The organism is Halogeometricum sp. CBA1124, from assembly GCF_009741955.1.
Taxonomy (GTDB): domain Archaea; phylum Halobacteriota; class Halobacteria; order Halobacteriales; family Haloferacaceae; genus Halogeometricum; species Halogeometricum rufum.
The window spans coordinates 1-23,915 of record NZ_WPCD01000014.1; the positions used below are offsets into that span (position 1 = coordinate 1).

22 protein-coding genes and 3 pseudogenes are annotated in these 23,915 nt (G+C 65.0%); 15 read left to right on the forward strand and 10 right to left on the reverse strand.

Going from position 1 to position 23,915, the window contains the following annotated elements:
- On the reverse strand, positions 1 to 423 hold a 423-nt coding region (locus tag GJ632_RS03585), incomplete at its 3' end, for a PfkB family carbohydrate kinase (protein ID WP_231751306.1).
- Between the two features lie 135 nt (positions 424 to 558).
- Here GJ632_RS03585 and GJ632_RS03590 point away from each other — a divergent pair.
- The 10 genes and pseudogenes from GJ632_RS03590 (at position 559) to GJ632_RS03630 (ending at position 10,275) form a co-directional block, all read left to right on the forward strand.
- On the forward strand, positions 559 to 1,332 hold the full coding sequence (locus GJ632_RS03590) for an SDR family oxidoreductase (protein WP_191452112.1): 774 nt from the start codon (positions 559 to 561) through the stop codon (positions 1,330 to 1,332).
- Positions 1,333 to 1,421: 89 nt separating this feature from the next.
- Positions 1,422 to 2,374, forward strand: a pseudogene (locus GJ632_RS03595) (nucleoside hydrolase).
- A 99-nt stretch (positions 2,375 to 2,473) separates the two neighbouring features.
- Positions 2,474 to 2,662 carry a hypothetical protein gene (locus GJ632_RS03600; protein WP_343161001.1) on the forward strand — a complete coding sequence of 63 codons (189 nt, stop codon included), beginning with the start codon at positions 2,474 to 2,476 and terminating at the stop codon, positions 2,660 to 2,662.
- A gap of 85 nt (positions 2,663 to 2,747) precedes the next feature.
- Positions 2,748 to 3,596, forward strand: a complete 849-nt coding sequence (locus tag GJ632_RS03605; protein WP_191452114.1) for a universal stress protein — start codon at positions 2,748 to 2,750, stop codon at positions 3,594 to 3,596.
- 295 nt (positions 3,597 to 3,891) lie between these two features.
- Complete coding sequence (locus GJ632_RS03610; protein WP_231751308.1) at positions 3,892 to 5,565, forward strand: serine hydrolase; 1,674 nt, start codon at positions 3,892 to 3,894, stop codon at positions 5,563 to 5,565.
- Complete coding sequence (locus tag GJ632_RS22955; RefSeq protein ID WP_231751309.1) at positions 5,523 to 5,795, forward strand: hypothetical protein; 273 nt, start codon at positions 5,523 to 5,525, stop codon at positions 5,793 to 5,795. Before GJ632_RS03610 ends, GJ632_RS22955 begins: the two co-directional genes overlap by 43 nt.
- Before the next feature lie 267 nt (positions 5,796 to 6,062).
- On the forward strand, positions 6,063 to 8,168 hold the full coding sequence (gene fdhF / locus GJ632_RS03615; RefSeq protein WP_191452115.1) for a formate dehydrogenase subunit alpha: 2,106 nt from the start codon (positions 6,063 to 6,065) through the stop codon (positions 8,166 to 8,168).
- A gap of 33 nt (positions 8,169 to 8,201) precedes the next feature.
- The gene (locus GJ632_RS03620) at positions 8,202 to 8,645 is read left to right on the forward strand and encodes a pyridoxamine 5'-phosphate oxidase family protein (protein ID WP_191452116.1); all 444 of its coding nucleotides are present in this window, start codon (positions 8,202 to 8,204) and stop codon (positions 8,643 to 8,645) included.
- Between the two features lie 467 nt (positions 8,646 to 9,112).
- Positions 9,113 to 9,457: a TfoX/Sxy family protein gene (locus GJ632_RS03625; protein WP_191452117.1), complete on the forward strand. Its 345-nt coding sequence runs from the start codon at positions 9,113 to 9,115 to the stop codon at positions 9,455 to 9,457.
- Between the two features lie 71 nt (positions 9,458 to 9,528).
- On the forward strand, positions 9,529 to 10,275 hold the full coding sequence (locus tag GJ632_RS03630; protein WP_197427864.1) for an alpha/beta fold hydrolase: 747 nt from the start codon (positions 9,529 to 9,531) through the stop codon (positions 10,273 to 10,275).
- A gap of 176 nt (positions 10,276 to 10,451) precedes the next feature.
- Here the strand turns inward: GJ632_RS03630 and GJ632_RS03635 are convergent, their stop codons facing one another.
- The 3 genes from GJ632_RS03635 to GJ632_RS03645 form a co-directional block, all read right to left on the reverse strand.
- Positions 10,452 to 10,982 (reverse strand): ester cyclase, encoded by a 531-nt coding sequence (locus GJ632_RS03635; protein WP_191452119.1) that lies wholly within the window; start codon positions 10,980 to 10,982, stop codon positions 10,452 to 10,454.
- A gap of 2 nt (positions 10,983 to 10,984) precedes the next feature.
- Complete coding sequence (locus GJ632_RS03640) at positions 10,985 to 11,350, reverse strand: cupin domain-containing protein (RefSeq protein WP_197427865.1); 366 nt, start codon at positions 11,348 to 11,350, stop codon at positions 10,985 to 10,987.
- A 225-nt stretch (positions 11,351 to 11,575) separates the two neighbouring features.
- On the reverse strand, positions 11,576 to 12,541 hold the full coding sequence (locus tag GJ632_RS03645; RefSeq protein WP_191452120.1) for a helix-turn-helix domain-containing protein: 966 nt from the start codon (positions 12,539 to 12,541) through the stop codon (positions 11,576 to 11,578).
- A gap of 216 nt (positions 12,542 to 12,757) precedes the next feature.
- Between GJ632_RS03645 and GJ632_RS03650 the strand changes: the two genes are divergently transcribed.
- Positions 12,758 to 13,558, forward strand: a complete 801-nt coding sequence (locus tag GJ632_RS03650) for a ParA family protein (RefSeq protein WP_191452121.1) — start codon at positions 12,758 to 12,760, stop codon at positions 13,556 to 13,558.
- The gene (locus tag GJ632_RS03655; protein ID WP_191452122.1) at positions 13,555 to 13,986 is read left to right on the forward strand and encodes a hypothetical protein; all 432 of its coding nucleotides are present in this window, start codon (positions 13,555 to 13,557) and stop codon (positions 13,984 to 13,986) included. Before GJ632_RS03650 ends, GJ632_RS03655 begins: the two co-directional genes overlap by 4 nt.
- Before the next feature lie 89 nt (positions 13,987 to 14,075).
- Here the strand turns inward: GJ632_RS03655 and GJ632_RS03660 are convergent, their stop codons facing one another.
- A complete protein-coding gene (locus tag GJ632_RS03660) occupies positions 14,076 to 14,315 on the reverse strand; it encodes a PRC-barrel domain containing protein (RefSeq protein WP_191452123.1) in 240 nt (79 codons plus the stop codon).
- Between the two features lie 399 nt (positions 14,316 to 14,714).
- Between GJ632_RS03660 and GJ632_RS22960 the strand changes: the two genes are divergently transcribed.
- Both GJ632_RS22960 and GJ632_RS22965 read left to right on the forward strand, forming a co-directional pair.
- Positions 14,715 to 15,272 (forward strand): hypothetical protein, encoded by a 558-nt coding sequence (locus GJ632_RS22960; RefSeq protein WP_231751310.1) that lies wholly within the window; start codon positions 14,715 to 14,717, stop codon positions 15,270 to 15,272.
- A gap of 71 nt (positions 15,273 to 15,343) precedes the next feature.
- The gene (locus GJ632_RS22965; protein ID WP_343161002.1) at positions 15,344 to 16,285 is read left to right on the forward strand and encodes an ATP-binding protein; all 942 of its coding nucleotides are present in this window, start codon (positions 15,344 to 15,346) and stop codon (positions 16,283 to 16,285) included.
- Between the two features lie 324 nt (positions 16,286 to 16,609).
- Here GJ632_RS22965 and GJ632_RS03670 read toward each other — a convergent pair.
- The 4 genes and pseudogenes from GJ632_RS03670 to GJ632_RS03685 form a co-directional block, all read right to left on the reverse strand.
- Positions 16,610 to 17,054: pseudogene (locus GJ632_RS03670) on the reverse strand (acyl-CoA thioesterase).
- 112 nt (positions 17,055 to 17,166) lie between these two features.
- Positions 17,167 to 18,425 (reverse strand): annotated as a pseudogene (locus tag GJ632_RS03675) (Cdc6/Cdc18 family protein).
- Between the two features lie 914 nt (positions 18,426 to 19,339).
- Positions 19,340 to 19,765 carry a VOC family protein gene (locus tag GJ632_RS03680; protein ID WP_089810355.1) on the reverse strand — a complete coding sequence of 142 codons (426 nt, stop codon included), beginning with the start codon at positions 19,763 to 19,765 and terminating at the stop codon, positions 19,340 to 19,342.
- Between the two features lie 63 nt (positions 19,766 to 19,828).
- Positions 19,829 to 20,485, reverse strand: a complete 657-nt coding sequence (locus GJ632_RS03685) for an RNA 2'-phosphotransferase (RefSeq protein WP_191452124.1) — start codon at positions 20,483 to 20,485, stop codon at positions 19,829 to 19,831.
- Between the two features lie 262 nt (positions 20,486 to 20,747).
- Between GJ632_RS03685 and GJ632_RS03690 the strand changes: the two genes are divergently transcribed.
- Positions 20,748 to 22,082: a RimK family alpha-L-glutamate ligase gene (locus GJ632_RS03690; protein ID WP_191452125.1), complete on the forward strand. Its 1,335-nt coding sequence runs from the start codon at positions 20,748 to 20,750 to the stop codon at positions 22,080 to 22,082.
- Between the two features lie 15 nt (positions 22,083 to 22,097).
- On the opposite strand, the gene GJ632_RS03695 is transcribed toward GJ632_RS03690, so the two are convergent.
- The gene (locus GJ632_RS03695; protein ID WP_191452126.1) at positions 22,098 to 23,723 is read right to left on the reverse strand and encodes a SufS family cysteine desulfurase; all 1,626 of its coding nucleotides are present in this window, start codon (positions 23,721 to 23,723) and stop codon (positions 22,098 to 22,100) included.
- Positions 23,724 to 23,915 lie beyond the last annotated feature (192 nt).

Consider the following 23,915-nt stretch of genomic DNA (forward strand, 5'->3'; position numbering starts at 1 on the left):
GTACGCCTCGCCGACGCGTCCGTTCGCCCCCGCGAGGATGGCGATGTAGTTCTCCCCCGTCTCGTCCACCGCGACGTACGCCGCGCCCGTCGGCCCGTCCGCCCGCCCCACGTCGTTCACGTCCACGCCACGTCGGGTGAGCGTCTCGCACACCTCGTACTCCGCCTCGTCGTCGCCGACCATCCCCAAGAGCGAGGTGTCGGCACCGGCGGCCGCCGCCGCGACTGCCTGATTCGCCCCCTTGCCGCCGAGGTGCGTCTCCGCGTAGGCCGCGTCGAGAGCGTCCGGAAACGACGCCACCCGGACCGTCTCGCCCGCCGCGGGGAACCAGTCGTACGCGGCCGCAGTCTCCCGAATCCACTCCGTTGACGTGTACCCCACGTGGTCGACGTTGATGCTCCCGAGACTGACGACGCGGCCCATACGTCGTCGTCGCGCGCCGTCGGTAAGACCCTTCGGCGTTCGGCCGGGGCGGTCGACCCCGACGTCATCCGAGCGAGCATCCCGTCGGAATACGTGGATTACAGTTATCACCGGCCGAGGAGAAGTTCGAGCGAGATGTCACTTCTCGAAGACAAGACGGCGGTTATCACGGGCAGTTCCGGCGGTATCGGACGCGGCATCGCGCAGACGTTCGCGGACCACGGCGCGTCCGTCGTCGTCGCCGACATCCGGGAAGACCCCCGGGAGGGCGGCACACCGACGCACGAACTGCTGCAGGAGGAAGGGTCCGAGGCGACGTACGTCGAGTGCGACGTGACGGACTACGACGACTGCGTCGCGGCCGTAGAGGCGGCCGAGGAGTTCGGCGGCGTCGACGTGATGGTCAACAACGCGGGCATCGTCGGCCCGCAGGACCCACTGGTCGACCTCGACTTAGCGGAGTACCGAAACCTCGTCTCGGTCAACCTCGACGGCGTGGTGAACGGGTCGAAGGCGGCGGCGTTGGCGATGGTCGAACGCGGCGAGGGCGGCAGCATCGTCAACATGTCGAGCGTCGCGGGGATGGTCGGATACGGCGGCATCACGCCGTACTCGGCGGCGAAGGGCGGCGTCCGCCTGTTCACCTACGCGCTGGCGAGCGAACTCGGTCCCGACGGGATTCGCGTGAACGCCGTCCACCCGGGCGTCATCGAGACGACGATGACGAAGGAGGACTCGCCCATCGTCGGCACCGAACAGGAAGAGCAGTTGCTCCCGACGATTCCGCTCCGCCGGGTCGGCCAACCCGAGGACATCGGCGGCGTCGTCACGTTCCTCGCCAGCGACCTGGCGTCGTACGTCACCGCGGAGTCCATCGTCGTCGACGGCGGCCAGTTGAACAGCGAATAAACCGTCGACCGATATATCGAGTCGACGGGACGGCGAGTCCGTCGCGCCGCCCAGAGAAACTAAACGGCGCGGCGGGGAAACGTCACGCCATGAGCAGACGCGTCCTCATCGACACCGACACGGCCGGCGACGACGCGATGGCGATTCTCCTCGCGGCAGTCGCCGACTCCGTCAGCGTGGAGGCACTCACCATCGTCGCCGGCAACGTCGAGTTCGACTACGAAGTCGAGAACGCGAAGCACTCGCTCGAAGTCGCCGACGCCACGGACGTCCCCGTCTACGAGGGCGCGCGCGCACCTCTCGTCAAGGACCACGAACACGCCGACCAGGTCCACGGCGAGGGCGGACTCGGCGGCAACCTCTTTCCCGACACCGGCATCCCTTCGGCCGAGGGACACGGCGCCGAAGCCATCGTCGAACGCGCCCGCGAGTCGCCCGGCGAGTTGACCCTCGTCTGCATCGGGCCGTTGACGAACGTGGCCATCGCCCTCCGCCTGGAACCCGACCTGAACGAACTCCTCGACGAGGTGTGGGTGATGGGCGGCGCCGTCAACACTCTCGGCAACGACACGCCGTCGGCGGAGTTCAACTTCTGGGTCGACCCCGACGCCGCGAGCGTCGTCGTCGACGAACTGGACGTGACCCTCGTCGACTGGGGACTCTCCCTCCGACAGGGGACGTTCGAAACCGAGACGCTCGCCGAGATAGAGGCGATGGGAACCGACTACGCGGAGTTCTTCACCACCGCCTCCGAACGCGCCCGGGAGTTCGCCCGCGAACAGTACGGCGAGGACAGCACCACCCAACCCGACTCGCTGGCGATGGCGTGCGCGCTCTACCCGGAACTCGTCGACGAGGCGAACGACTACTACGTCGACGTGGACGAACGCGAGGGGATGACCCGAGGCTACAGCCTCGTGGACGAACACGGCGTCACCGGCGAGGAACCGAACGCGCGCGAGTCGAGTCGGTGGACGAGGAGGCGTTCGAGACGCTGTTCCTCGACGCGATGCGGCACGGCGACCCGGAGCGGTCGCTGTAACCGCTCTCCTCCGGTTTCGCCGGTCGGACGGTCTTCGAGTGCTCGTCCCTGCCGCCGGAGGCCGAACGGTTGTTAGGTGTCGGGCGCGGAGAGACGGGCGTGACCGTTCCCCCGCCGAACGTGGACGACATCGACGTGACAGACGAGGACGTCGACCCGCGACCGCACGCCGACCTGGTGGCCGCAACGATGGAGGTCCGTTCCTGTTCGCGACCCGACGCGGCGGACTGGGTCGAACGGGTCGGCCCGGAGTACGCCGAGCGGGTGGTTCGCGCACGATGGCTGTAAAACCGGTTCAGGAGACCAGAGACGCCCGTATCGTCACACGGGAACAGAGTCGGGGATTTATTAGGTGCGGGGACGAGCATCGGCCATGTTCGGCCGTCTTACAGGAGACGAACGCGCGGGGGCCGCCTCCTCGGACGGTGACGACGAGGCGTCGGGTGAGCGGGTGCTCTGTCTGTTCGATTCGGGAGAAGCGACCGACGGGCGGTTCGTTCAGGTCGCGGCGGCGATGGCCGACGGCGGTCGATTCGTCGTCCCGGTGGACGGGGCGGCGACGGCCCAGTCGCTGAAACCGGAATCGACCCGCTCTCCGGTCGAGTACGAGACGCGGTTTCTCGAACGCCCGTCGGCGATAACGACCGAGTGGGTCGTCGACGTGGTCAACCGCTTCGACATCTCCATCATCTTCGACATCCGAGACCGGCAGTCCGTCCTCGGCGGCGGCGAACTCGCGTTGGCGACGGGACGCACGCACGTCACGGTGACGCCCGGCACCGAAGTCGAGAGCCTCTCGTCCTGTCTCGTCCCCGTCGCCCGAGGGCCGCACCTCGACGAGACGCTGGACGTGGCTCGCGCCATCGGCGAGTCGCACGACGCCTGGTTGGACCTGTTCCACGTCGAGGACGGCGACCCTCAGGCGGAGACGGACGCCCTGTTCGACTACTGTGCGGACCGCCTCGGCGACTTCGACGCCTTCGACACGTGGCAGTACGACGGCTGGTCGCCGGCACAGGCCATCGTCGAGCAGTCCTCCTACTACGACGCGACGGTCATCGCCGCCCCGTGCAAGGGGCGACTCCGGGAGTTCGTGGACGGGTCGACGATCGAAGTCGTGCAGTCGCTGTGCGAGAACTCGGTCGTCACCGTTCGAAGCGGCGACGTTGACTGCTCCCGCCTCGGCCGGTGGCTGGGGGAGTTCCTCGCGCCGAAGCGCTGAGTTCCCGCCGCGTGCGCCGGTTGCGACCGATTTCGTCCCAGATTCCGCGAGCGAATCGTCCGAACCGCCCCACGAGACTACTTCGCACTCGTTCTTATTTCTATCCTGTTCGACGCGATAGCCGTCCTTATGTTCCTGACGTGACATCGATCGGACATGATCCGGCGCCGCCCACCGCCCGAACTCGGTCGGCCCGCCGCGCGCCGCGCGTGCGAACCGCTCGGCCGCCGCCCGAGAAACGGACAGTTCTCCAACCGCCAGACGAACGTCGCAGCCCCCATCCACAGGTCCCCCGATGCCCACCTCACTCTCCCGACGACGGTTCCTCTCGCGTTCCACCGCGGTCGGAGCCGGTACCGTCGTCGCCGCCAGCGGTCTGTCACGAGCCGAATCGAACGCCGAAACCGGTCGAGACGACGGAATCGAGTCGGTCATCGAGTGGGCGGCCGAGCGCGCGCTGTCTGACCACGACGCCGGCGGCCTGGCCGTCGCCGTGGTCGAGGACGGTGACGTCGCCCTCACGGGCGGGTACGGCCACGCGTTCCGGAGCGAAGACGTCCCCGTTCGGGCCGACGAGACGCTCTTTCGCGTCGGCTCCGTCTCGAAAGTCGCGACGTGGACGGCGGCGATGCAACTGGTCGACGCCGACAGGGTCGACGCGGGCGCGTCGGTGAACGACTACCTCGACGCCGTCACCGTCCCGCGAGCGGACTACGAACCCGTCGCGCTCGAACATCTCGCGACGCACACCCCGGGATTCGAGGTTCGGGGCTGGGGCGACGCCGTCAGAGACCCCGCGTACGTCCGCCCCCTCGCCGAGTCGGTTTCCACGGACGTTCCGACGCGCGTCAGGCCGCCGGGCGAACTCCCGCAGTACACCAACTACGCCGCCGCACTCGCGGGTCAGTTGGTGGCCGACGTGCGGGGTCGGTCGTTCGGCGCGTCCGTCGAGGCGACGGTGTTCGACCCCCTCGGGATGACGAACAGCACGTTTCGGCCGGCCCCGTCGGGACTCGTTCCGGCCGACGGGACGGCCGTGGCGGACGTCGTGGACTTCTACTCCGACGTGGCACCGGCGTCGGGACTGCACACCACCGCCGGCGACATGGTGCGGTTGCTGCAGGCGAACTTGAACGGCGGCGTCGCGGACGGCGAGCGAATCCTCTCGGCCGACGCCGTCGCAGAGATGCACCGGCGGTGGTACGCGCCGCACGAGCGGATGGACGGGATGGCGTTCGGCCTGTTCGAGCAGTCTCGCGGCGACGCGCGACTGGTCCGACACGGTGGCTCCGTTCCGAGTTTCGCCGCCGAGTTCTCGCTGCGCCCCGAAACCGGGAGCGGCCTGTTCGTCGTCGCGCACGGTCCCGAGGCGTCGGACGCCAAGCAGGAAGTGGTCGACGCGATACTCGACCGGATTGCCCCCGTCGAATCTGGCGGTGCGCGACCCACTCCGTCGGCGATGCCCGAACGCGCGGACGAACTCGCCGGTCGCTACCGCTCCGTGAACACGGCCGACAACGCCACGAGCGAGAAACTCGTGTTCGGACTCCTCACCGGCCAGCCGATAGACGTCCGCGTCGCGGACGACGGCACTCTCGTCACGGAACAGGGTGACAGCGTCGACAGGTGGGTCGAAGTCGAACCGCTGCTGTTCGAACACGTCGAGACGGACGAGATGCTCCTGTTCAGCGACGACGGGGGAGAAGTGAGTCACCTGTTGCGCGGTCTGTCCGCGTACGAGCGAATCGGCTACCTCGAACGGCTCTCCGTGCAGGGGTGGCTGGCGACACTGGCGGCGGTGACCGCGCTGACGGGGCTGGTGGGGTGGCCCCTCGCGCGTGGCTGGCGTCGGGTCCGCGGCGGCGGGGACCCGCCGCCGTCGGCGACGCGGGCGCGATGGGTCGCCGGTGCCGGCGCGGCGGACTGGTGCTGTTCGTCGTCGCGACGACGCTCGCCGTCGTCGCCGTGACGACGATGGACCGGCCGACGCTGTTCAACCGACCTCCCGAGTGGTTCGAGGCCGTCTTCGTTGTCCCGACGCTCGGAGCGGTTGCGACGCTCGTCGCCGTCGGCCTCGGGGCGCGCGCTTGGCACCGGAGCGAGTGGTCGCTCGGAGCTCGCGTCCACTACGCCCTCGTCGTCGCCGGGACGGTGGTCCTCTACGGCCTGCTGCACTACTGGAATCTCCTGGCGGTCTGACGCCGGCCGTCCGGTCGTCGACGACTCCCCTCTCTTCCAGTCGGGCGAACGACGCGGGCTGTCACGCCGACCCGGAAGAAGTCGAGCCGTCAAAACCGTCAAATTGTCAAAACCATAAAAAACGTCAAAATTGTCAAAACTGCTATCTTCGTTCCTCCCTCACAGCGACGCCGATTCGCCCGAGGGTCGGGCAGTCCGTCGGCACCGACGTCCCGAGGTGTGAGAACTACCCGCATCAACTAACTCCGTTCGTGTCGTACGCCCGTCATGGCCGATTCCGAAGACAGGGTGTTCGAGGCGCGACAGACCATCTGTCCGTTCTGCGGCGTCGGGTGCGCACTCGCGTACGACCCGAAGAACGGGAAGGCGACGGGGCGAGAGGGGCCGGTGAACGCGCGCGGCGAACTCTGCCCGAAGGGGGTGGCGGCGTTCGACGTCGTGGACCACGACGACCGTTTGACGAAACCGCTCGTTCGCGAACACGGCCGGTTCGTCACCGCCCCGTGGGAGGAAGCGTTCGACCGCATCGAGGCGGCGTTCGGCGACATCGTCGCGCAACACGGGCCGGACGCGCTGACCTTCTTCGCCTCCTCGAACTGCACGAACGAGGAGAACTACGTCCTCCAGAAACTCGCGCGCATGCTCGGCACGAACAGCGTGGACAACTGCGCGCGCCTCTGTCACTCCTCCACCGTCGCCGCGATGGGCGAACGGTTCGGCGCGGGGGCGATGACGAACTCGATGGCGGACCTGAGGGAGGCGGACGCCTACCTCGTCGTCGGCGCCAACCCGGCCGAGAACCACCCCATCACCTTCCAGTCGTACCTCGCGCCCGCCATCAAGTCGGGGACGACGCTGATACACGTCGACCCGCGGGCGAACGCGACGACCAAGCAGGCGGACCACCACCTCCCGGTCAGACCGGGCTACGACATCCCCCTGCTGAACGCGATGGCGAAGGTGGTCGTCGAGGAGGGACTGACCGACGAGGCGTTCCTCGACGAACGCGTCGAGGGGTACGACGCGCTACGCGCGTTCCTCGACGACGTGGACGTGGACCGGAACGCGGATCTGGCCGGCGTCGACGCCGACGAACTGCGCGCGGCAGCGCGCGCGTACGCGAGTGTCGAACGCGGTGCCATCTTCACCGGGATGGGGATGAGCCAGCACCACTGCGGGACTGACAACGTCCACGCCCTCCTCAACCTCGCACTCCTGACCGGGAACGTCGGAAAGCCGGGGTCCGGGGTGAACCCGCTCCGCGGGCAGAACAACGTTCAGGGCGCGGGCGACGTGGGCGCACTGCCGAACGTCCTCCCCGGCTACCGGCCGGTGACGGACGAGGACGCGCGGGAACGACTGGCCGCGGAGTGGGGCGTCGAACCCCCGCCGATGCCGGGGTTGACGGAGGTGGAGGCGACGCACGCGTTCGGCGACGAGGTGCGCGGCGCGTTCGTCCTCGGCGAGAACCCGGCGATGACGGAACCGAACACGAACCGCGTCAGAGAGCAGTTCGAACGCCTCGACTTCCTCGTGGTGCAGGACCTGTTCCGCACGGAGACGGCCGAACACGCCGACGTGGTGCTGCCGGGGAGCGCGTGGGCCGAACGCGGCGGCACCGTCACGAACACGGACCGGCAGGTCCAGCGGATGCGGCCGAACGGCGACCCGCCGGGCGACGCCCGACCGGACCTCGACGTCCTCTGCGAACTCGGCGCGCGACTGGTCGACGCCGACGCGTTCGACTACGACGGTCCCGAGGCGGTGTTCGAGGAGTTGACTCGCGTGACGCCGCAGTACGCGGGGATGTCGTACGACGGCATCGGCGCCGGGAGTCAGCGGTGGCCGTTCCCCGAGGGCGCCGAGGAGGGCACCGCCGTCCTCCACCGGGAGACGTTCGGCACCGGGGAGAAGCGAGCCGAACTGCGGGTCGTCGAACACGTCGACCCGGTGGACTCCGTCGACGACGACGAACTCGTCCTGACGACCGGTCGGGTCCTCCAGCACTTCAACAGCGGGGCGCTCAGCCGTCGGTCGGGCATCCTCGTCCGTCTCCGCGGCGAGGACGTCCTCCAGATTCACCCCGACGACGCCGCCGCGCGCGGCATCGAGGACGGGGACGAGGTCCGCGTCAGCAACGACCGAGGGACGGTGACCGTCGAAGCGGACGTGACCCCCGGCATCAGGCACGGGACGGTGTTCGCGACGTTCCACTACGCCGACCCGCTGGTGAACGTCCTCACCGGCGACACGCTCGACCCGGTGGCGAAGATTCCCGAGTACAAACACTCGGCCGTCCGCGTCAGCGTCGAACGCGCGGACGAGTCCGGCGAACCCGCCGACGAGTCGGGGGCCGCAACAGGCACTGATTGATACGCCCCGCTCGCGTATCGTCGAGTGAGGACCATGGACCACATTCAATTCGTGTACACGTTCGGGATGGAGGAATCGGAGGTGGAGGAGCGACTCCGCTCGGAGGCGGCCGGAGTGCTGTCGTTGGCCGACGACGGGACGGCGTACGGCGTCCCCATCCACCACTACTACGACGGTGAGTCGCTCTACTTCAGGCTCGGCGACGACGACCACAGCAAGAAGCTGTCGTTCGTAGAGACGACGACGGAGGCGTCGTTCGTCCTCTTCGGCGTCGAGGAACCGGAGTCGTGGAGCGTCCTCGTCACGGGGGCGCTCAGAAAACTGTCCGAGGCGGAACGCGAGTCGTTCGACGCCGCCACCATCAACGACCGCTTCGGCCCGTTCCGCGTGTTCGACGAACCCATCGACGACGTCGAACTCGCGATGTTCGAGATGGAGATAGAGTCGGTGACGGGGCGACGGACGAGTCGTCCGTAGCGCCGACGACCGGGAGAACCGAAAGAGCGGGGTGAGCAAAGAGGGAAAAGAGGGCAAGGCTAGCAAAGAGAGCAAAGAGAGTCAAAAGAGCAGAACTCTACGAACCGACCGACCGTGGAAGCCGAGTGACCGCTGACTTCGGATAGCTGGCTCTGGTGAAACGCTCGGCGGCAGATAGAAAAGACGTGCAAGATACGGCGGGTGTATTTGTCACGTGCGCAGAATCGTGGTTATGACAGCAGGTGCTGTCACCCTCCCTTCCGATAGTGGCGTTGACTCACTGAGCCGTCTGTCCGTGAGCCCGCCGACCGAGATGCGTTCTGTGTGTAGCAGAGCCTTTCACACCGTTGCATTTTTGGAAAATCGCTCGTCCTCATCGACCTCGAACTCTTTTTGCCAGTCGTCGTCGGAGAGGCTATGACCGTCACCACCGTATATGAGGTTTAAAAGGCAGAGGAGATGATAGCATGAACTACTTCGACAAAGACGAAGGAGCAGCACTGAAATCGGCGTTCGACGAGGTGGTGTTGGGCTGGCCGAACGTTACTGCAAAGACCATGTTCGGGTGCCCCTCCTATCAGGCGGAGGGGACGCTATTTGCGGTCCTCGTCACGGACGGTATTGCCCTGACAAGACTTCCCGAGGACAACCGCGAACAGGTGACGCAAGCGTTCGAAACCGGGGCGTTCCAAGCCGGTGAGCGAACGGTGACGAAATGGACGCAGGTCACTATCGACGACGTAGCCGAGCTTGACCCCCTTATACCTCACATCAAAGCGAGTTACGAGTCTGCGTTGGGGGAATCGGACTGATGGCCGGCCGATTGGACCGGCACACTGAGGGCGGGACAAGCTACTTGACGGGGGGCGAGGGCTCTCCGGTGGTGTTTCTTCACGGCATTCCCGGGTCAGCACTCACGTGGGAAGCCGTCGCCGCTCGGATGCAGGACCAGTATCGGGTCATCGTCCCGGACCTTCGCGGATTCGGCCAGTCCGAACCACCGGTCGGCGACTACTATATGGAGGGACAAGCTCGGGCAATCGTGGACCTGCTCGATACACTCGGGGTCGAGGAATGTACGCTAGCTACGCACGATTTCGGCGGGCCGGTTGGCCTGACGATGATGCGGCTGTTTTCTGATTTCACCGCTCGGGAGTTGGTGCTCTCGGATACGAACTTGTTTACCGATACGTACGTTCCTCCGCCGTTACGCGTTGCCAAGATTCCCTTACTGAACACAGTGTTTTTCCAGTTGATGGTAGGAAATCGGTTCGGATTACGGATGCTGTACAATGGAGCAGTAAAAGAGAAAGAAACAGCGTCGTGGTCGAAGTTTCAGCGGCATCTGACGCCGTCGGGGATGGCGATGACTCGCCGGATTTTCCAACGGAGCTTGGCAGATCTTGAAGCAAACTACGGAGAAATCGAGCGGATGCTCACTGACATCCAGAGTCGAACGCTGGTCCTGTGGGGCGACGACGACCTGTTCTTTTCGACGGGAGTGGGAGAACGAACACGGGCAGCAATCCCTGATGCAGAATTGATCGTATTCGACGAGACGGGGCATTTCGTGCCCGAGGAGCGTCCAGCAGAAGTGACAGCGGCTATACGCGGCTTTCTTCGATCCTAATGCAGCACAGATTATCCATCGGATCTGCGTTTGCAAGATACGCGCTCTCTATTCAGCACGACCGGTGAAGTCTGTCATCGATTGAGGGTTTCAGCAGTGCCGGAGAACTGGAATCTACCCGTCGAAGACGGGGTCGAGCGGACGCCCTCACACGAGAGACGCGTCACCTCGTCTGCCTACCGATTCGACCGCACTTTCCCGACGAGCAGTCGCGGAAGTTGACCGAGTACCTGCGGGAACGTCAGTCCGAGTTGGTCGGCGACGTCGGTCATGTCCGTGTAGAACCGGTGTTCGTCGACGAGTCCGTCGTCGAGACGCAGTATCGAGACGCCCCGAACGTCGACTCGCCGCCCCGTCGGCGGAACGCTGCCGAGCGGTCCGTCGTGCGTCATCGTCAGTCGGACTTCGTACATGGCCGTCGCCTCACCGGTGAGCACGTCGAGGACCGTTATCTCGAAGTCGGGAAACGCCGTGGTCACCCACTCCATGAACTGTCGGAGGCCCGTCCGTCCGTGGACCTCTCCCTTCGGACCGGGAACGCCCGCCGCGGGCGCGGCGGGGTCGTACATGCGGAACGTCCCCGAGACCAGACGCGGAATCGTCGAGTAGTCCCGCTCGTTCCACATGGTCACGTACGCTATCGCAGTCTCCTCCGGGCCGGCGTCGGTCACCGACCGTTCGCCGCTCGATTGTGGTCGTGAAGTCATGGCTACGTCTCGATAACGGTCGTGTCGAGCGGTTCCACCGGTGCCTCGAACTCGGAGACGGTGGTGCGGTCCGAGAAGAATCCCAGGAACCGGGCCGTGTCGGCACCGACGTTACGGAATCCGTGCGGGACCAGCGGCGGAATCACCGTCAGGTCGCCCGCTCGAACCGTCCCCTTCGCCTCTCCGGCCCATGCCTCGACAGATTCTCCGTGCAGGCAGACGACGAGTTCCTCGGCGCTATCTCGGTGCGTCGCCAGTTCGGTACCAGCGTCGAGTTCGAAGTAGACGACGTTGTGACCGCCGTCGAGTTCGATTCCGGTCGTCGCGGGGAACGCGGCGGAGAACGGGAAGCTCACCCGCGTGTCCATCTCCGAATCGCGCTGTGTGACCGCACGAGTTCGAGGTCCTCCAGACGGACCGTCTTCAGTGCTGTGTCGTTCGACATATCCGACGGAACGTACGTCGAGTTCGGTCATATCTGTTCTGAGAATATCAGTTCTCTAAAATAAATTAGAGAATTTCCGTTCACTCGTGGTCCAAGAGGGATGGATTTCTACCGGTCGAGACGCCGGCCGCGAGACGGCGACGGTCGACTATCCTGCGAGGTCGACGACGGTCAGGTGTTCGTCGAGGGTCAGCGTCACGCCGTCGTCGCCGTCGATGGCGACGACCACGCCGGGCGGGGTATCGGTGACAGTAGTGGTGACCCGCGAGCGGACGACTTCGAAGAGGTCGTCGAGCGAGGGTGCGAGGACGTTCGTCCCGCGCGCGTACAGGAACCCGATGACCGGCGGGAGCGCCATCGCGCACAGTTCGACCGGGAGTCGTTTGGCGAACAGACACGTCCCACATCGCAAGTCCCCCCAGGCGGCGAACGGAGTCCTGCACGTCAAGCAGGACTGTCCGAGAGCGGCGTCGTGCTCGTCACACACCGAGAGTGAACCCCTGACGGCACTCGCACATTCGGGGCAGACGCCCTGCATCATCGACGTCAGGTCCAACATGCACCGGTAGAGTTCCGTCCCGAGCGCATCCTCCGGAGTCCGGCCGACCAACCCCGGAGGCGGAAACGGCGCGTTCAGGAGCGTTCCGTTCGGTGCCGCGTCGCCGAACAGACCGTCACATCGAGTGCAGGTGAACCGGAGCCACTGGTCCTCGTACGTGACCGTCACGTCGCCGCCGCACGCCGGACAGGCCGCGTCTACCTCGCCGGCGACGTCGACGTCGTGCTCTCCCGAGATAGCCACCACCGTCCGCGCGATACGCTTGCCCCCGCCGCTCAGTCGGTACCCCTCGTCCGTCTTCCGGACGAAGTGCGGCACGAGTTTCGAGAGGTGGTAGTTGAACCGACCGTTGTCGTCGACGTCGACGCGTCGTCGGAGTTCGGAGAACGACAGCGCCCCTGCGGTGTCGTCGACGTCGTCGTATTCGTGGAACGCTCCGGCACGCCACAGCACTCTGACGATGTTCAGCCGCGTTTCGTCCCCCAGAATCGCGAACGCCTCCTCCGGTGACACGCCGTTCGCCTCCGTCGTGGGTACCGACCACCGCTCTTCCATGACAACCAGTACCACGTGTTGAGCAATAAACGAGTCGTCCGTGACTGGGAGCCGTACCGGTCTCGTACGGAAACGTAGGTCGTCAGCGCCCGGGAGTGAAGACACGCCGACGCAAACGGATGTGTTTAGCAAAACTAGCAAAACTAGCAAAACTAAGAAAACTAGCAAATCCATCTTTGCCGGAAAGTATAAGTTTTGATGGACAAGCCGTGCAGTATGACTGGTCCGGCAAAACTCTGCGTCTCGAACCAGAAGGGTGGGGTGGGAAAGACGACTATCGCCATCAACGTGGCGGGCGCGATAAACGAACGCGGCCACGACGTGTTGTTCGTCGACTTGGACCCGCAGGGCAACGCGACGGAGAACCTCGGTCTGATGGCGGCGTACGACGACGAACCGCCGACGCTGTTCGACTGTCTCACGGACCCCGAGACGCGGGAGGCGGTGACCGACATCGTCCGGGAACACGAGGAGATGGACGTCATCCCCTCGAACATCGACATGACGGCCGCCGAGCCAGAACTGACGCTCTCGCGACGAAGCGGCGAACAGTTGGCGCTGGTCCTCCGCGAGGTGGAAGACGACTACGACTACGTCATCGTCGACTGTCCGCCGAACCTGGGTAACCTGATGGACAACGCCCTGTTCGCCACGCAGAACGTCCTCATCCCCGCCCTCGCCGAGTCCACTTCCAAGCGCGCGTTCGAACTACTCTTCGACCACGTGGACGCGTTGGAGTACGACTACGAGATAGACATCGAGGACTGCGGCGTCGTCGTCAACCGCATCGACGTGCGGAAGAAACAGGCCCGCGAGATGGTCGAGTGGATCAACGCCGCGTTCGACGACGTGCCGGTGTGGCAGGTTCGCGAACGCGCGGACGTCCAGAAGGCACTCGACGCCGGCGTCTCCCTCCTCCAGTACAACCCCGATTGCGACATGTGCGAGGTGTTCCGGGACGTCGCCGCCGGTCTGGACGACCAGTTCGGTCTGGAGGAACCGGAGGTCGAAGCATGAGCGGTGAGGACCGGGCCGACCGACTCCGACGCCGACGACAACGCGCCCGTGACAAGGTCAAGTCGGACGAGGGAGACGAGACGGCAGAGACGGCAAAACCGGACGAGACAGCAGAGTCAGACGAGGCGACAAAGCCGGACGAGACGGACGCGACGGGCGAGAGCGACGAGGGAGACGAGACAAGCGGGAGCGAAAAACCGACGCTGTCGGTCAAAGACGAACAGAAACCGACCTACATGTACCTCCCTCACTCGATTCGTCGTGACCTAGACCGGTCGTACTCGATGCTGAAAGCCGAGTACGAGTACGAGTACCAGGAGGGTTTCGAGAAGAACCGGCACTTCTACCCGCTGGTCGTCTCTCTCGGACTGGAGGCCGTCGAGGAACTGGACCCGGAAGACGTCCGTGCCCACCTCGCCGACGAATGAGAGGAGAGACCGACCCGAACGTCGCCGCGAGGGTCGTGTCCGCCCGCAAGGTCACTCCTAGTCGAAAATAGCGGTGACTGCGGCCGTCGTTACAGGTCTCGCAGTCGAATCTCGTCGTCCGTGACGGCCTGGACGCGCGCTTCCTGCAGGGGGTAGTCCTCCTCGTCGGAGTCGCCCCAGCCGAGTTTCGCCATCAGTTTCTCCGTGATGCCCGGGTCGGGGTCGATGTAGGCCGTCCCGTGTTCGACCGAGGAGACGACGCCGACCTGGTTTCCGTCGCTATCCAAGACCGGTTTGCCCGTCTCGTCGTCGGTGATAGTTGTCGCCATGCAGTCGAAAGGTAGACCGGAACGATTGATGGTGAGTGTGGCTGTATATACCGGGTGTTTTAAATTACGTCTCAGACACAGCGGACCAGCACGCGAATCTGCCCTCGTGAGACGACGAGCGCCGACCACAGGAGAGGCTCGAATTCGGGACGAGACCGGCCGTGATCCGGAGCAGAGAGCGACGAGAGAGGAGAGATGGCAACGACGACAAAGAGGTTTTTGCCGTCTTTGCCACCAAATTCGTCACGGAAGCCGAAACGCGACGGCAACCTCACGCCGCACGCCGCGTCCGAACGATTTCGTCGGCCGACGCGTACCCGTGATGCGTTCCCGAACACCGAGTATCACGAGTGAGAACGAAGAATCGACTTTTTAACGAGGGTCGGCGAACAGGCGGACGTGATAGTAGGGGGGCGAACCGAAGACGTGGCGTATCTCTGCGCGGACGGGTCCGTGAGGCAGGGATACCGACTCGGAGACGCGCGGCCGTTGCGGACGCTCGGTCGAATCCAGTACGCGTGGGACCGGACGACGGACGACGGTCAGATTCGCGAGTACGTCACCACCGCGGGGTTCCTCGTCCGTGACGGGCAGTTGTCCGCCGCGAACGTCGCCGCGACGCTCCACTTCGAACGGGTGCTCGACGTCGAACACGTCGAGGAGTTCGTCGAGGCGTGCGAGACGCGTGGCGAGGAGATTAGCTCGGAAGCGGCCGCGAACTGCGACCCGGCGAGACTTCGCGGACACGCCGCCGACGCGTCGAGTTCGTCAACAACGCCGCTCGCGGGGCGGCGGAACATCGGTACTGGGACTGGGACCGGGCGCAGACGCCCATCGGCCGAAATGGCCGGTTCGTCCAGAGCCTCCCGGACGGGTTCCACGCGGACCTGCGCGACGCACTCGAAACCGAGTTCGGCTGGGCCTCCCACGCCGACGCCACGGTCCTCGCGAACCTGACGCCGAGGCGCGTCCGCGGCGTCGTTCGGTTCCAGCGGGGCGACCAGAAGCAGCCGACGACGCCCGACGACGTGACCGACGAGATGTCCGAGGCGGTCCGACCCGCCGGCGAAGACGACGAACACGAGGAGGCCGAACAGTGGCTGTGCGAACCCGATACGACGTTCGACGACGTCGCCGCGATGCACGAGGTGAAAGACCGCTTGCGGCAGACGGTGTTGAACCCGCTTCGGGACCCAGAACTGTTCGAGGAGTACGGCCTCGGAACGATAAACGGGATACTCCTCCACGGCCCGCCGGGAACGGGGAAGACGTACGTGAGCCGTGCGCTCGCGGGCGAACTCGACCGACCGTTCCTCCGGATCACGCCTGCAAACGTGACGAGCAAGTTCGTCGGCGAGAGCGCGGACAACGTCGCGGAGGTGTTCGAAGTCGCCCGCAGGCACCAGCCGAGTATCGTCTTCATCGACGAACTCGACGCACTCGGGACCGACCGGAGCGCGACGCACAACACGCAGAGTGAACGGCAGATGCAGAATCAGCTCCTGCTGGAGTTGGCGGACTTGGAGGCCGACGACGTCGTCGTCATCGGCGCGACGAACAAACTCGACGAGTTGGACGAGGCACTCACCCGAACGGGTCGCTTCGACGAGTGGATCGCCGTCCCCCTCCCGAACGCGGAGTCGAGGCTGTCGATGCTGTTGCACCACCTCCGGGACCGACCGACAGACATCGACGAAGCCGATTTAGGTGAGTTCGCCACGCTGACGGAAGGCTTCAGCGCGAGCGACATCGAATCCATCGCGAACGAGGCGGCGAGACGCGCCATCGACGAGACGTACGACACCGGAACTCGGCAACCGATAGCCGCGCACCACGTTCGCGCCGCCGTCGAAGCCACCGACTCCCACACCGACCGAACGGTGAGTCGGTCGAGGGATTCGGGCGACGGCGTCGACGTGGCCGACGACGGTACCGAGGAGTCCGACAGACACCCCCAGATGTCGCTGTAGGCATCGAGACTCCGTCGTCCGCCGCTCTCGTCTCGTTATCTCGGGCGAGGGGCGGAGATACCGACGACTGCGGAGATAGCGATTATTGCGGAGATACCGACGACTGCGGAGATAGCGATTATTGCGGAGATACCGACGACTGCGGAGTTGGTTCTGATAGCAAAACCGGTTTTGATAGTAAAATAGTTTTGATAGCAAAGAGAGGTGCGACAGTAGAGATAGTTTGCAGTTGAAATAGATTCCGACGGTGTCGGGAGGGGAAAGAAACGCGAGGGTGGCGACCGGAATCGGAAACGAGAGGTCGGCGACGACGTCGGAAACCGTTTACCGACTCGGTTCGTCGGCGAGTGCCTCCTCGCGGAGTTCTCGGTCCCGGTCAGTCTCGACCGCGATTTCGGGGACCTCGGTCGGTCGCATCGACTTGTCGACGGCGACGAAGACGAAGTACGATTGGGTCGTCAGTTCTCGTTCGCCGGTCGTGGGGTCCTCGCGGTACGCGCGGATGCGGACGCGGACGCTGGTCCGTCCGGCGGCGTACGCGTACGCCTCCACGACGCACGTCTCGCCGCGCGGGATGGGCCGGTCGAAGTCGAGGCGGGCGACGTGTGCTGTCACGCACGTCTTCCCGGCGTGTCGCATCGCCGACATCGCGCCCACCTCGTCCATCCACTTCATCACGTTCCCCCCCGTGTGCGGAGTCGTAGTTGTTCGTGTCGTCGGGTTGGACCCGTTCGCGGTTCAACAGGTAGGTGTCGGTGACTGTGGGCACGTTCGTGAGTCGCGACGGACGACCATAGGTTCGCCGCCGAGTGCCGTCGAACCGTGACCGCCGCAGTCGGTATCGTCGTCGCACGAGAAACGACGGAAACCCGGGGTGGGGGTCAGAACGAATCGAGTGAGGCGTTCTCTGCGTCCGTTTCGCTGACGACGAACTGTTCGTCGTCCATCGCAGTCTGGTGAACGATGTCGAGGTCGTGATCCGGTTGGAGGCGGGCGTAGATGGTGATGCCGCCCGCGCGTCCGAGGTTCTGCTTCCGGAGTTCGAGGATGTCGAGGAAGGCGAGACGGCGAACGAAGTCTCGAACGCGGCGGTCCGACCGGGTGGAGGTGCCCGTCGCCTCGCAGAGTTTGGTGTACGTCTCGATTATCTGTGCCATCGAGAACTCGTCCTCGTCGGTCCCTTTGTGGAGGGCCGTCACCGCCGAGAGGACGAGTTTCTTCTGAACGGTGAGTCCGCCGATGAGGTCGCGGAATCGGTCCTTCTCGGCTTCCATCTTCGCGTCCTCGACGTGGTCGCGGGTCACGACGTCCGACCCGTCGCGTTGGGCCAACATGCCGGCGTTCCGGAGGACGTCGATGGCCTGCCGTGCGTCGCCGTGGTCCTGGGCCGCGTACGCGGCGCAGAGCGGAATCACGTCGTCGGAGAGGACCCCCTCACGAAACGCGTCGCGCCGATGACTCAGTATCGCGCGGAGTTGGTTCGCGTCGTAGGAGTGAAAGTTGAGTTCGCGCGGTTGCAGCGACGACTTCACGCGGTCGTTCAGGTCCTCGGCCCACCGAACCTTGTTGCTGATGGCGATGAGGCCGATTCGGCAGTCGGTCTTTCCCGTCTCGACGGCCCGAGAGAGAGACATGAGAATCTGGTCGTCGGGGTGCATGTCCGCCTCGTCGAGGATGATGATGACCACGTCGTACAGTTGGTCCAGGATTTCGTACAGTCGGGTGTAGTAGGCCGCCTTGGCGAGACCGGTCTCCGGAACGCGGGTGTCCGTCGTCGCCTCGTCGTTCAGCGTTCGCCCGATCGTCGAGATGGCCTGCGTCTCGGTGTCGTCCGTCGAGCAGTCCACGTAGACCGTCCCGATTCGGACGTCGCCGGCGTTCGACTGGGCGGCCTTCGCGACGTGTTTGGCGACGAGGCTCTTTCCCGTCCCCGTCTCGCCGTAGAGAATCACGTTCTCGGGCGAATCGCCGTTGACTGCGACCGGAGTTCCGTCGAGAGGGCGCGAATCTCGTCGTCGCGCCCGACGATGCGTTCGGGACTCGGGACGTGTTCCACCTCTACCAGCGACTTGTTCCTGAAGATGGGGTCTTCCTGAGCGAAAATCTCCGCGGCGATGTCCTGTGACCCATCTTTCTCCATGCGCAGACGGAGAGACTCGTCACACATAAAACCACCTTCGAAGTACCCCCACGTTTCCGACGTTTTCCCCGACTTCGAAACGGTCTCGTGAACAAATTCGGCGGTTAGGGGTTCGACGATTCTGAGACCGAGTTTCCGACGTTCCGACCCACACACCCCACGTTTCCGTCGTTCTGGGGGAGGGAACAGTCGCGAGACGGGACAGTCACAGTTCGTCGCACCTCTCGTTCGTCTATCGGCGTCGCATCTACTCGAGGGACTGGCACCCCCCACGTTTCCGTCGTTCCTCTACTCACCGATTTCACGGTTCCAATCCCACGCTTCCAGCGTACCTCAGACCCACCCACCCCACGTTTCCGACGTTCTTCCGCGGGAAGGGAGGGGTCGTGAGAGTGGAGGCGGGAAGCGACGCCCGTCGGCGTATCCCGACACCCACACCCCACGTTTCCGTCGTTCCTTCGACGAAGAGGCAGTCGATTCAGACCACGCCTCGTTACTCGCTCGGAACCGACTCGTGCGAATATCTCGGCCCTCGGCCGAACGAACTCGTCGGCTACCCACTCGTCGAAACGACCCGACGGTTCGGACGACGGTCCCTGTTGTTCGAACGAGTAAATCCTCACTCGACACGAACCGAACCACACGGCAGACAACACAAATTTTTAATATGTGCCAGTAAAATAGTCCATTAGCTACATAGCAAAGTAAAGAGGCACTTTGTGCCTCTGACCCCCACCCCCCGTCCGTCCCAGAACGACGGAAACGTGGGGTGGGTGTGTCCGTCCACCTCTCGGAGCGAGGAAACGACGGAAACCCGGGGGGACGACGAGGACTCTACGAATCCTGCGTCCAGTCGATGCCACGACCGAAGAACGACGGAAATCCGGGGTGGGAGCGTTCGCTCGTCCAGCCGATTACGCCGACGGCTCGATAATCTCTATCAGGTTACCTTCGGGGTCCCGGACGAAGAGGATTCGACTCCCGGTGTCCGTCGTCTGGGGTCCGCTAAGCGTCCCGACGTCGTCCGGCAGCGACTCGTAGAACCCGTCGACGTCGTCGACGGTCAATCCGAGATGCTTCGCACCGACGCGGTTCACGGCTGCTTCCTCTCGGCTCTCGCGTTCGGGGTCGTACTCGACGAGTTCGACGCGGATGCCGTCGGCATCGAGGTGCGCGAACCGACCGGTCGCGCCGTCGACACCGACTGCCGTCGAGAACTGTTCTCCCGAGACGGTGAAGCGGTCGAGAACCGAGAGTCCGAGTACGTCGCGGTAGAACTCCACGGCTCGGTCGAGATTCGAGACGGTCGTTCCGACGTGGTGTGCGCGAAGGTCCGTCACGTGACGCCGTACTCGACGGCCGACCGAATAGCCACCGATCACGACGGACGAACGCTCGACTCGTCACCGCTCCGCGACTTCGAGATACGAGGGTGGAACGCGGCGGGCCGTGTACGTCCCGGCCCCACGTTTGTCTATCTCGAAGCCGTCCTCGCGCATCGAACGTGCGTCCACCGAGAGGACGACGGGGTCGTCGGCGTGTCTGCTGCCGACGTTTCGGGCTTCCTCGCGAGTCTCCGAGAGGTGGACGGCCTGCCGACCCATCGGTTTCACTCCGTCGTCGAGGATGGCGTCGAGGTTTCGCGGTGAAGTCCCGTGGTAGAGGCAGTCCGGTACCGACGCAGTCGTCGATTCAAGTTCGACGTCGACGGAGTGGCCGTAGGCCGCGCGTACCCGACCGTCCCGACGCTCGAATCGACCCTTCGAATCGGTCGCGACGACGGCTTCGACGTGTTCCGCGTCGGCCCACGGATACCGATTTCCGACCGCCTCGACGAGCGAGTCGAAGGCGACCCAGCCCGCGTCGTCCAGCGAGAGTCCAGCGTCGTCGGGGAAGTGACGCAGCGCACCGCTGACGAACTTGGAGAGTCTGACGCGGCGGTCCGCCTCGAGTACGGCGTCTCCCTCGTCATCACAGTCTGGACACGTCGCCTCCTCGAAGTGGCCGTGGTCCGGACAGCGGCGAATCACACGCTGCAGTTGCAGTCGTACGTCCGTCATCGTGTCGATGTCCGCGCCCGGGCGCGCCAGTCGCCGAGTGTCCTATCGTTCGGAGCGAAGGGATGCGACCACACGACCGAGAAATCTCACGTGAGGGCAATCTCTCGGTACAGACGCGTCTTCGCTGGAGGTGCGACCTGCGACCGTTTCCAGACCGGTGGAAATCACACTGGCAGTTTTTCATCCGGTAGGAGAAACACCATCTCAGAACTAACATGATTAAAGAAACGAAATGCGACTGGAATCGCAGCGGGGGGAACGGATGAGCGACACACCGGTCCGAGTGGGGGTGTTGAGTCTCCACAACAGCAAGGAGACGAAGGCGATCCTGAACGCCGTCGAGGCGCTTGGACACGACACGGAGTGGCTACGGTCGGAGAACACGGTCGTCCGGTTCGAGACGGGGGAAGCGACGCTGTCGCCGGACGTGGACGTCATCGCCAACCGACTGCTCCTCTCGAACACGGACAACCCGTCCGAAGAGGTGGGACTGGCGCGAACGCTCGAAGGGATTCGGCCGATGCTGAACACGCCCGACGCGACGTCTCGGGCCGCCCACAAGACCGCCGCGGCCGTCGCGCTGATAAACGAGGGGCTCCCCGTTCCGCGGACCGCGCTGGCGCTCAGCAGCGACCAACTCGACCGGATTCGGCGCGAGTTCGCCGAGGAAGCCGTCTACAAGACCGCAATCGGGACGCACGGTGGCGGCGCGTGGAAAGTCGGGACGAAAGATCCGCTCACTCCTCGGGTCGGCAAACGTCGTGCGTTCATCCAGGAACTCGTCAGACGGCGGGGGGAGACACCCCGTGACCTCCGGGTGTACGTCGTCGACGACCGGGTCGTCGGGGCGATGTACCGGACGGCGTTCGAGGGCGACTGGCGGACGAACGTCGCGCGCGGGGGTGGCGTCGAGGACGCGACGAACTCTGCGCCCGAGGAGGCGTTCGAACTCGCCCGACGAGCGGCGGCGACGCTCGGTCTCGACTACGCCGGGGTTGACCTCATCGAGGGCGAAGACGGGTGGTACATTCTGGAGGCGAACCCCACGGCCGGGTTCAAGGGCCTGTACCGGGCGACGGGTCGCAGTCCCGCACCGTACATCGCGAAGCAGGCCATCGAGTACGCCGGCGGGTCGGTTGACCCGGACCGCGTCGAGCAGTTGGCGTCCACGCTCGACGACTCGGTGCCGGCGTGCAAGCCGACGTCCGTCACGGTGGAGTCCGACGAGGCTGTCACCATCGGCTTCACCGAACAGGTCGTCATCAGCGGAACGAGTGGGACGAAGACCGTCGTCGCCAAGTCCGACTCCGGCGCCGCCAGAACGAGCATCGACCTCCAACTGGCGGCGGACATCGGTGCCGGGCCGATTCACACCGTCTCGCGCGTTCGGTCCGGAAGTTCGAAGCAGTCGAAGACGCGACCGGTCGTCGACCTCGTCCTCGGTATCGGCGGCGACCAACACACGGTCGCGGCGAACATCGAGGACCGGAGCCACATGACCCACCGTCTGCTCCTCGGCCGAGACATCCTGAAGAACTACCGCCTCGACGTGAGTCGTCGAATCGAAGACCACGCCGAACTCCCCGACGAGGAGTGAGCGTGTGAGGTTCGCCTATCGCTCGCCGGCCCCTGCCCCGCCGACCTGTTCGCGCGCCGCCTCGCGGATGACCTCCTCGGGGCCGAGGACGCAGTCGCGGCGGACGTCGGGGTAGGTTCCCTCGAGGAGTTCGTCCACGTAACCGTCGAGTTCGGCGACGGCGTCCAGCGACATGCCCTCGAGTCGTTCGCTCAGAATGCTCGCGACGGCACTACTGACCGCACAGCTCTCGCTCTCGAACGCGATTTCGACGAGGGTGCCGTCGTCGTCAACCTCGACGTGGAACTCGCCGTCGTCGCCGCAGGCGGTCTCCTCGGAGTGCTTCGTGAACGTCGGGTTCGCGAGGCCGCCCGCGTTCCGGGGCGTGCGGTAGTGGTCGTACACCAGGTCGTGGTACTGCGTGTCGAGGTGCGAGTCGAGTTCGTCGCGTGCGGCGTCGACGGCGTCGAGCAACGTGTCTATCTCCGCCTTCGTGTTGTAGACGTAGAACGACGCGCGGACCGAACCGGGGATGTCGAGTCTGTCGTGGAGCGGTTGGGTACAGTGGTCGCCGGCGCGGACGGCGATGCCGCGTTCGTCGAGGAGTGTCGACAGGTCGTGGCCGTGGATACCGTCGAGGTTGAACGCGACGAGACCCGACCGGGGTTCGCCGGCCGGCGGGCCGTACACCTCCACGTCCTCGCGTTCGCCGAGGCGTTCGAGAGCGTACTGCGCGAGTTCGTTCTCGCGTTCCTCGACGAAGTCCATCCCCACTTCCTCCAGATAGTCCGCCGCCGCGGCGAGAGCGATTCCCTCGGCGATGGGCGGCGTTCCGGCCTCGAACTTCCACGGCGGGCGGTTCCACGTCGAGTCCTCGTAGGTGACGTGTCGAATCATCTCGCCGCCGTAGAGGAACGGTTCCATCTCCTCCAGCAGGTGCTTCTTCCCGTACAGACAGCCGATTCCGGTCGGACCGGCCATCTTGTGCCCCGAGAACGCGTAGAAGTCGGCGTCGATGGCTTCGACGTCCACGCGTCGGTTCGGCACCGCCTGCGCGCCGTCCACGAACACGAGGGCGTCCCGTTCGTGCGCCATCTCGGCCAACTCCGCGACGGGGTTGACCGTCCCGAGGACGTTCGAGACGTGGACGACCGAGAGGAGTTTCGTGTCGTCGTCTATCAGGTCCGCCGCGTGTTCCATGTCGAGTTGACCGTCGTCGTCGACGCGAACGTACCGAATCTCCGCGCCGGTCCGCTTTGCGACCTGTTGCCACGTCACGAGCGACGCGTGGTGCTCCATCTCCGTCGTGACGACGTTGTCGCCGGGGCCGAGTTCGTTCAGGCCGACGCCGTAGGCGACGAGGTTGATGCCCTCCGTCGTGTTCTTCGTGAAGACCATCTCCTCGCGGCCGCCGGAAGCGCCGACGAACGCGGCGAGTCTGTCGTGCGCCTCCTCGTATGCGACGGACGCCTCGTGGCTCAGCGTGTGAATCCCGCGGTGGACGTTCGCGTTGTACGTGCCGTAGAACTCCTCGAACACGTCGTACACCTGCTTCGGCGTCTGCGTCGTCGCGGCGTTGTCGAGGTAGACCAGCGGTTCGTCACCGACCGACCGACTCAGGACGGTAAAGTCGTCACGTATGGCAGCAATGGCCTCGTTCATACCTCGCACATTCGGCACGCGAACTTAAATTTTCACCATACGATTGGATATTCGACGCACTTTCGAACCGATTCCCGAACGTGGTGACGCCGAGAGCAGGTCTCGCCCCGACGAACTCCGCGCGTCGCGAAAGGACGGCCGGTGCTCTCCGTCGATGGCCGGGGATTTCTGGCCTACTGCGTCGGACAACCG

Coding starts and splice junctions, on each gene's coding strand:
- GJ632_RS03590 (WP_191452112.1), top strand. CDS start 559: ATGTCACTTCTCGAAGACAAGACGGCGGTTATCACGGGCAGTTCCGGC.
- GJ632_RS03605 (WP_191452114.1), top strand. CDS start 2,748: ATGTTCGGCCGTCTTACAGGAGACGAACGCGCGGGGGCCGCCTCCTCG.
- GJ632_RS03610 (WP_231751308.1), top strand. CDS start 3,892: ATGCCCACCTCACTCTCCCGACGACGGTTCCTCTCGCGTTCCACCGCG.
- fdhF (WP_191452115.1), top strand. CDS start 6,063: ATGGCCGATTCCGAAGACAGGGTGTTCGAGGCGCGACAGACCATCTGT.
- GJ632_RS03620 (WP_191452116.1), top strand. CDS start 8,202: ATGGACCACATTCAATTCGTGTACACGTTCGGGATGGAGGAATCGGAG.
- GJ632_RS03625 (WP_191452117.1), top strand. CDS start 9,113: ATGAACTACTTCGACAAAGACGAAGGAGCAGCACTGAAATCGGCGTTC.
- GJ632_RS03635 (WP_191452119.1), bottom strand. CDS start 10,982: ATGACTTCACGACCACAATCGAGCGGCGAACGGTCGGTGACCGACGCC.
- GJ632_RS03640 (WP_197427865.1), bottom strand. CDS start 11,350: ATGGACACGCGGGTGAGCTTCCCGTTCTCCGCCGCGTTCCCCGCGACG.
- GJ632_RS03645 (WP_191452120.1), bottom strand. CDS start 12,541: ATGGAAGAGCGGTGGTCGGTACCCACGACGGAGGCGAACGGCGTGTCA.
- GJ632_RS03650 (WP_191452121.1), top strand. CDS start 12,758: ATGACTGGTCCGGCAAAACTCTGCGTCTCGAACCAGAAGGGTGGGGTG.
- GJ632_RS03655 (WP_191452122.1), top strand. CDS start 13,555: ATGAGCGGTGAGGACCGGGCCGACCGACTCCGACGCCGACGACAACGC.
- GJ632_RS03660 (WP_191452123.1), bottom strand. CDS start 14,315: ATGGCGACAACTATCACCGACGACGAGACGGGCAAACCGGTCTTGGAT.
- GJ632_RS03685 (WP_191452124.1), bottom strand. CDS start 20,485: ATGACGGACGTACGACTGCAACTGCAGCGTGTGATTCGCCGCTGTCCG.
- GJ632_RS03690 (WP_191452125.1), top strand. CDS start 20,748: ATGAGCGACACACCGGTCCGAGTGGGGGTGTTGAGTCTCCACAACAGC.
- GJ632_RS03695 (WP_191452126.1), bottom strand. CDS start 23,723: ATGAACGAGGCCATTGCTGCCATACGTGACGACTTTACCGTCCTGAGT.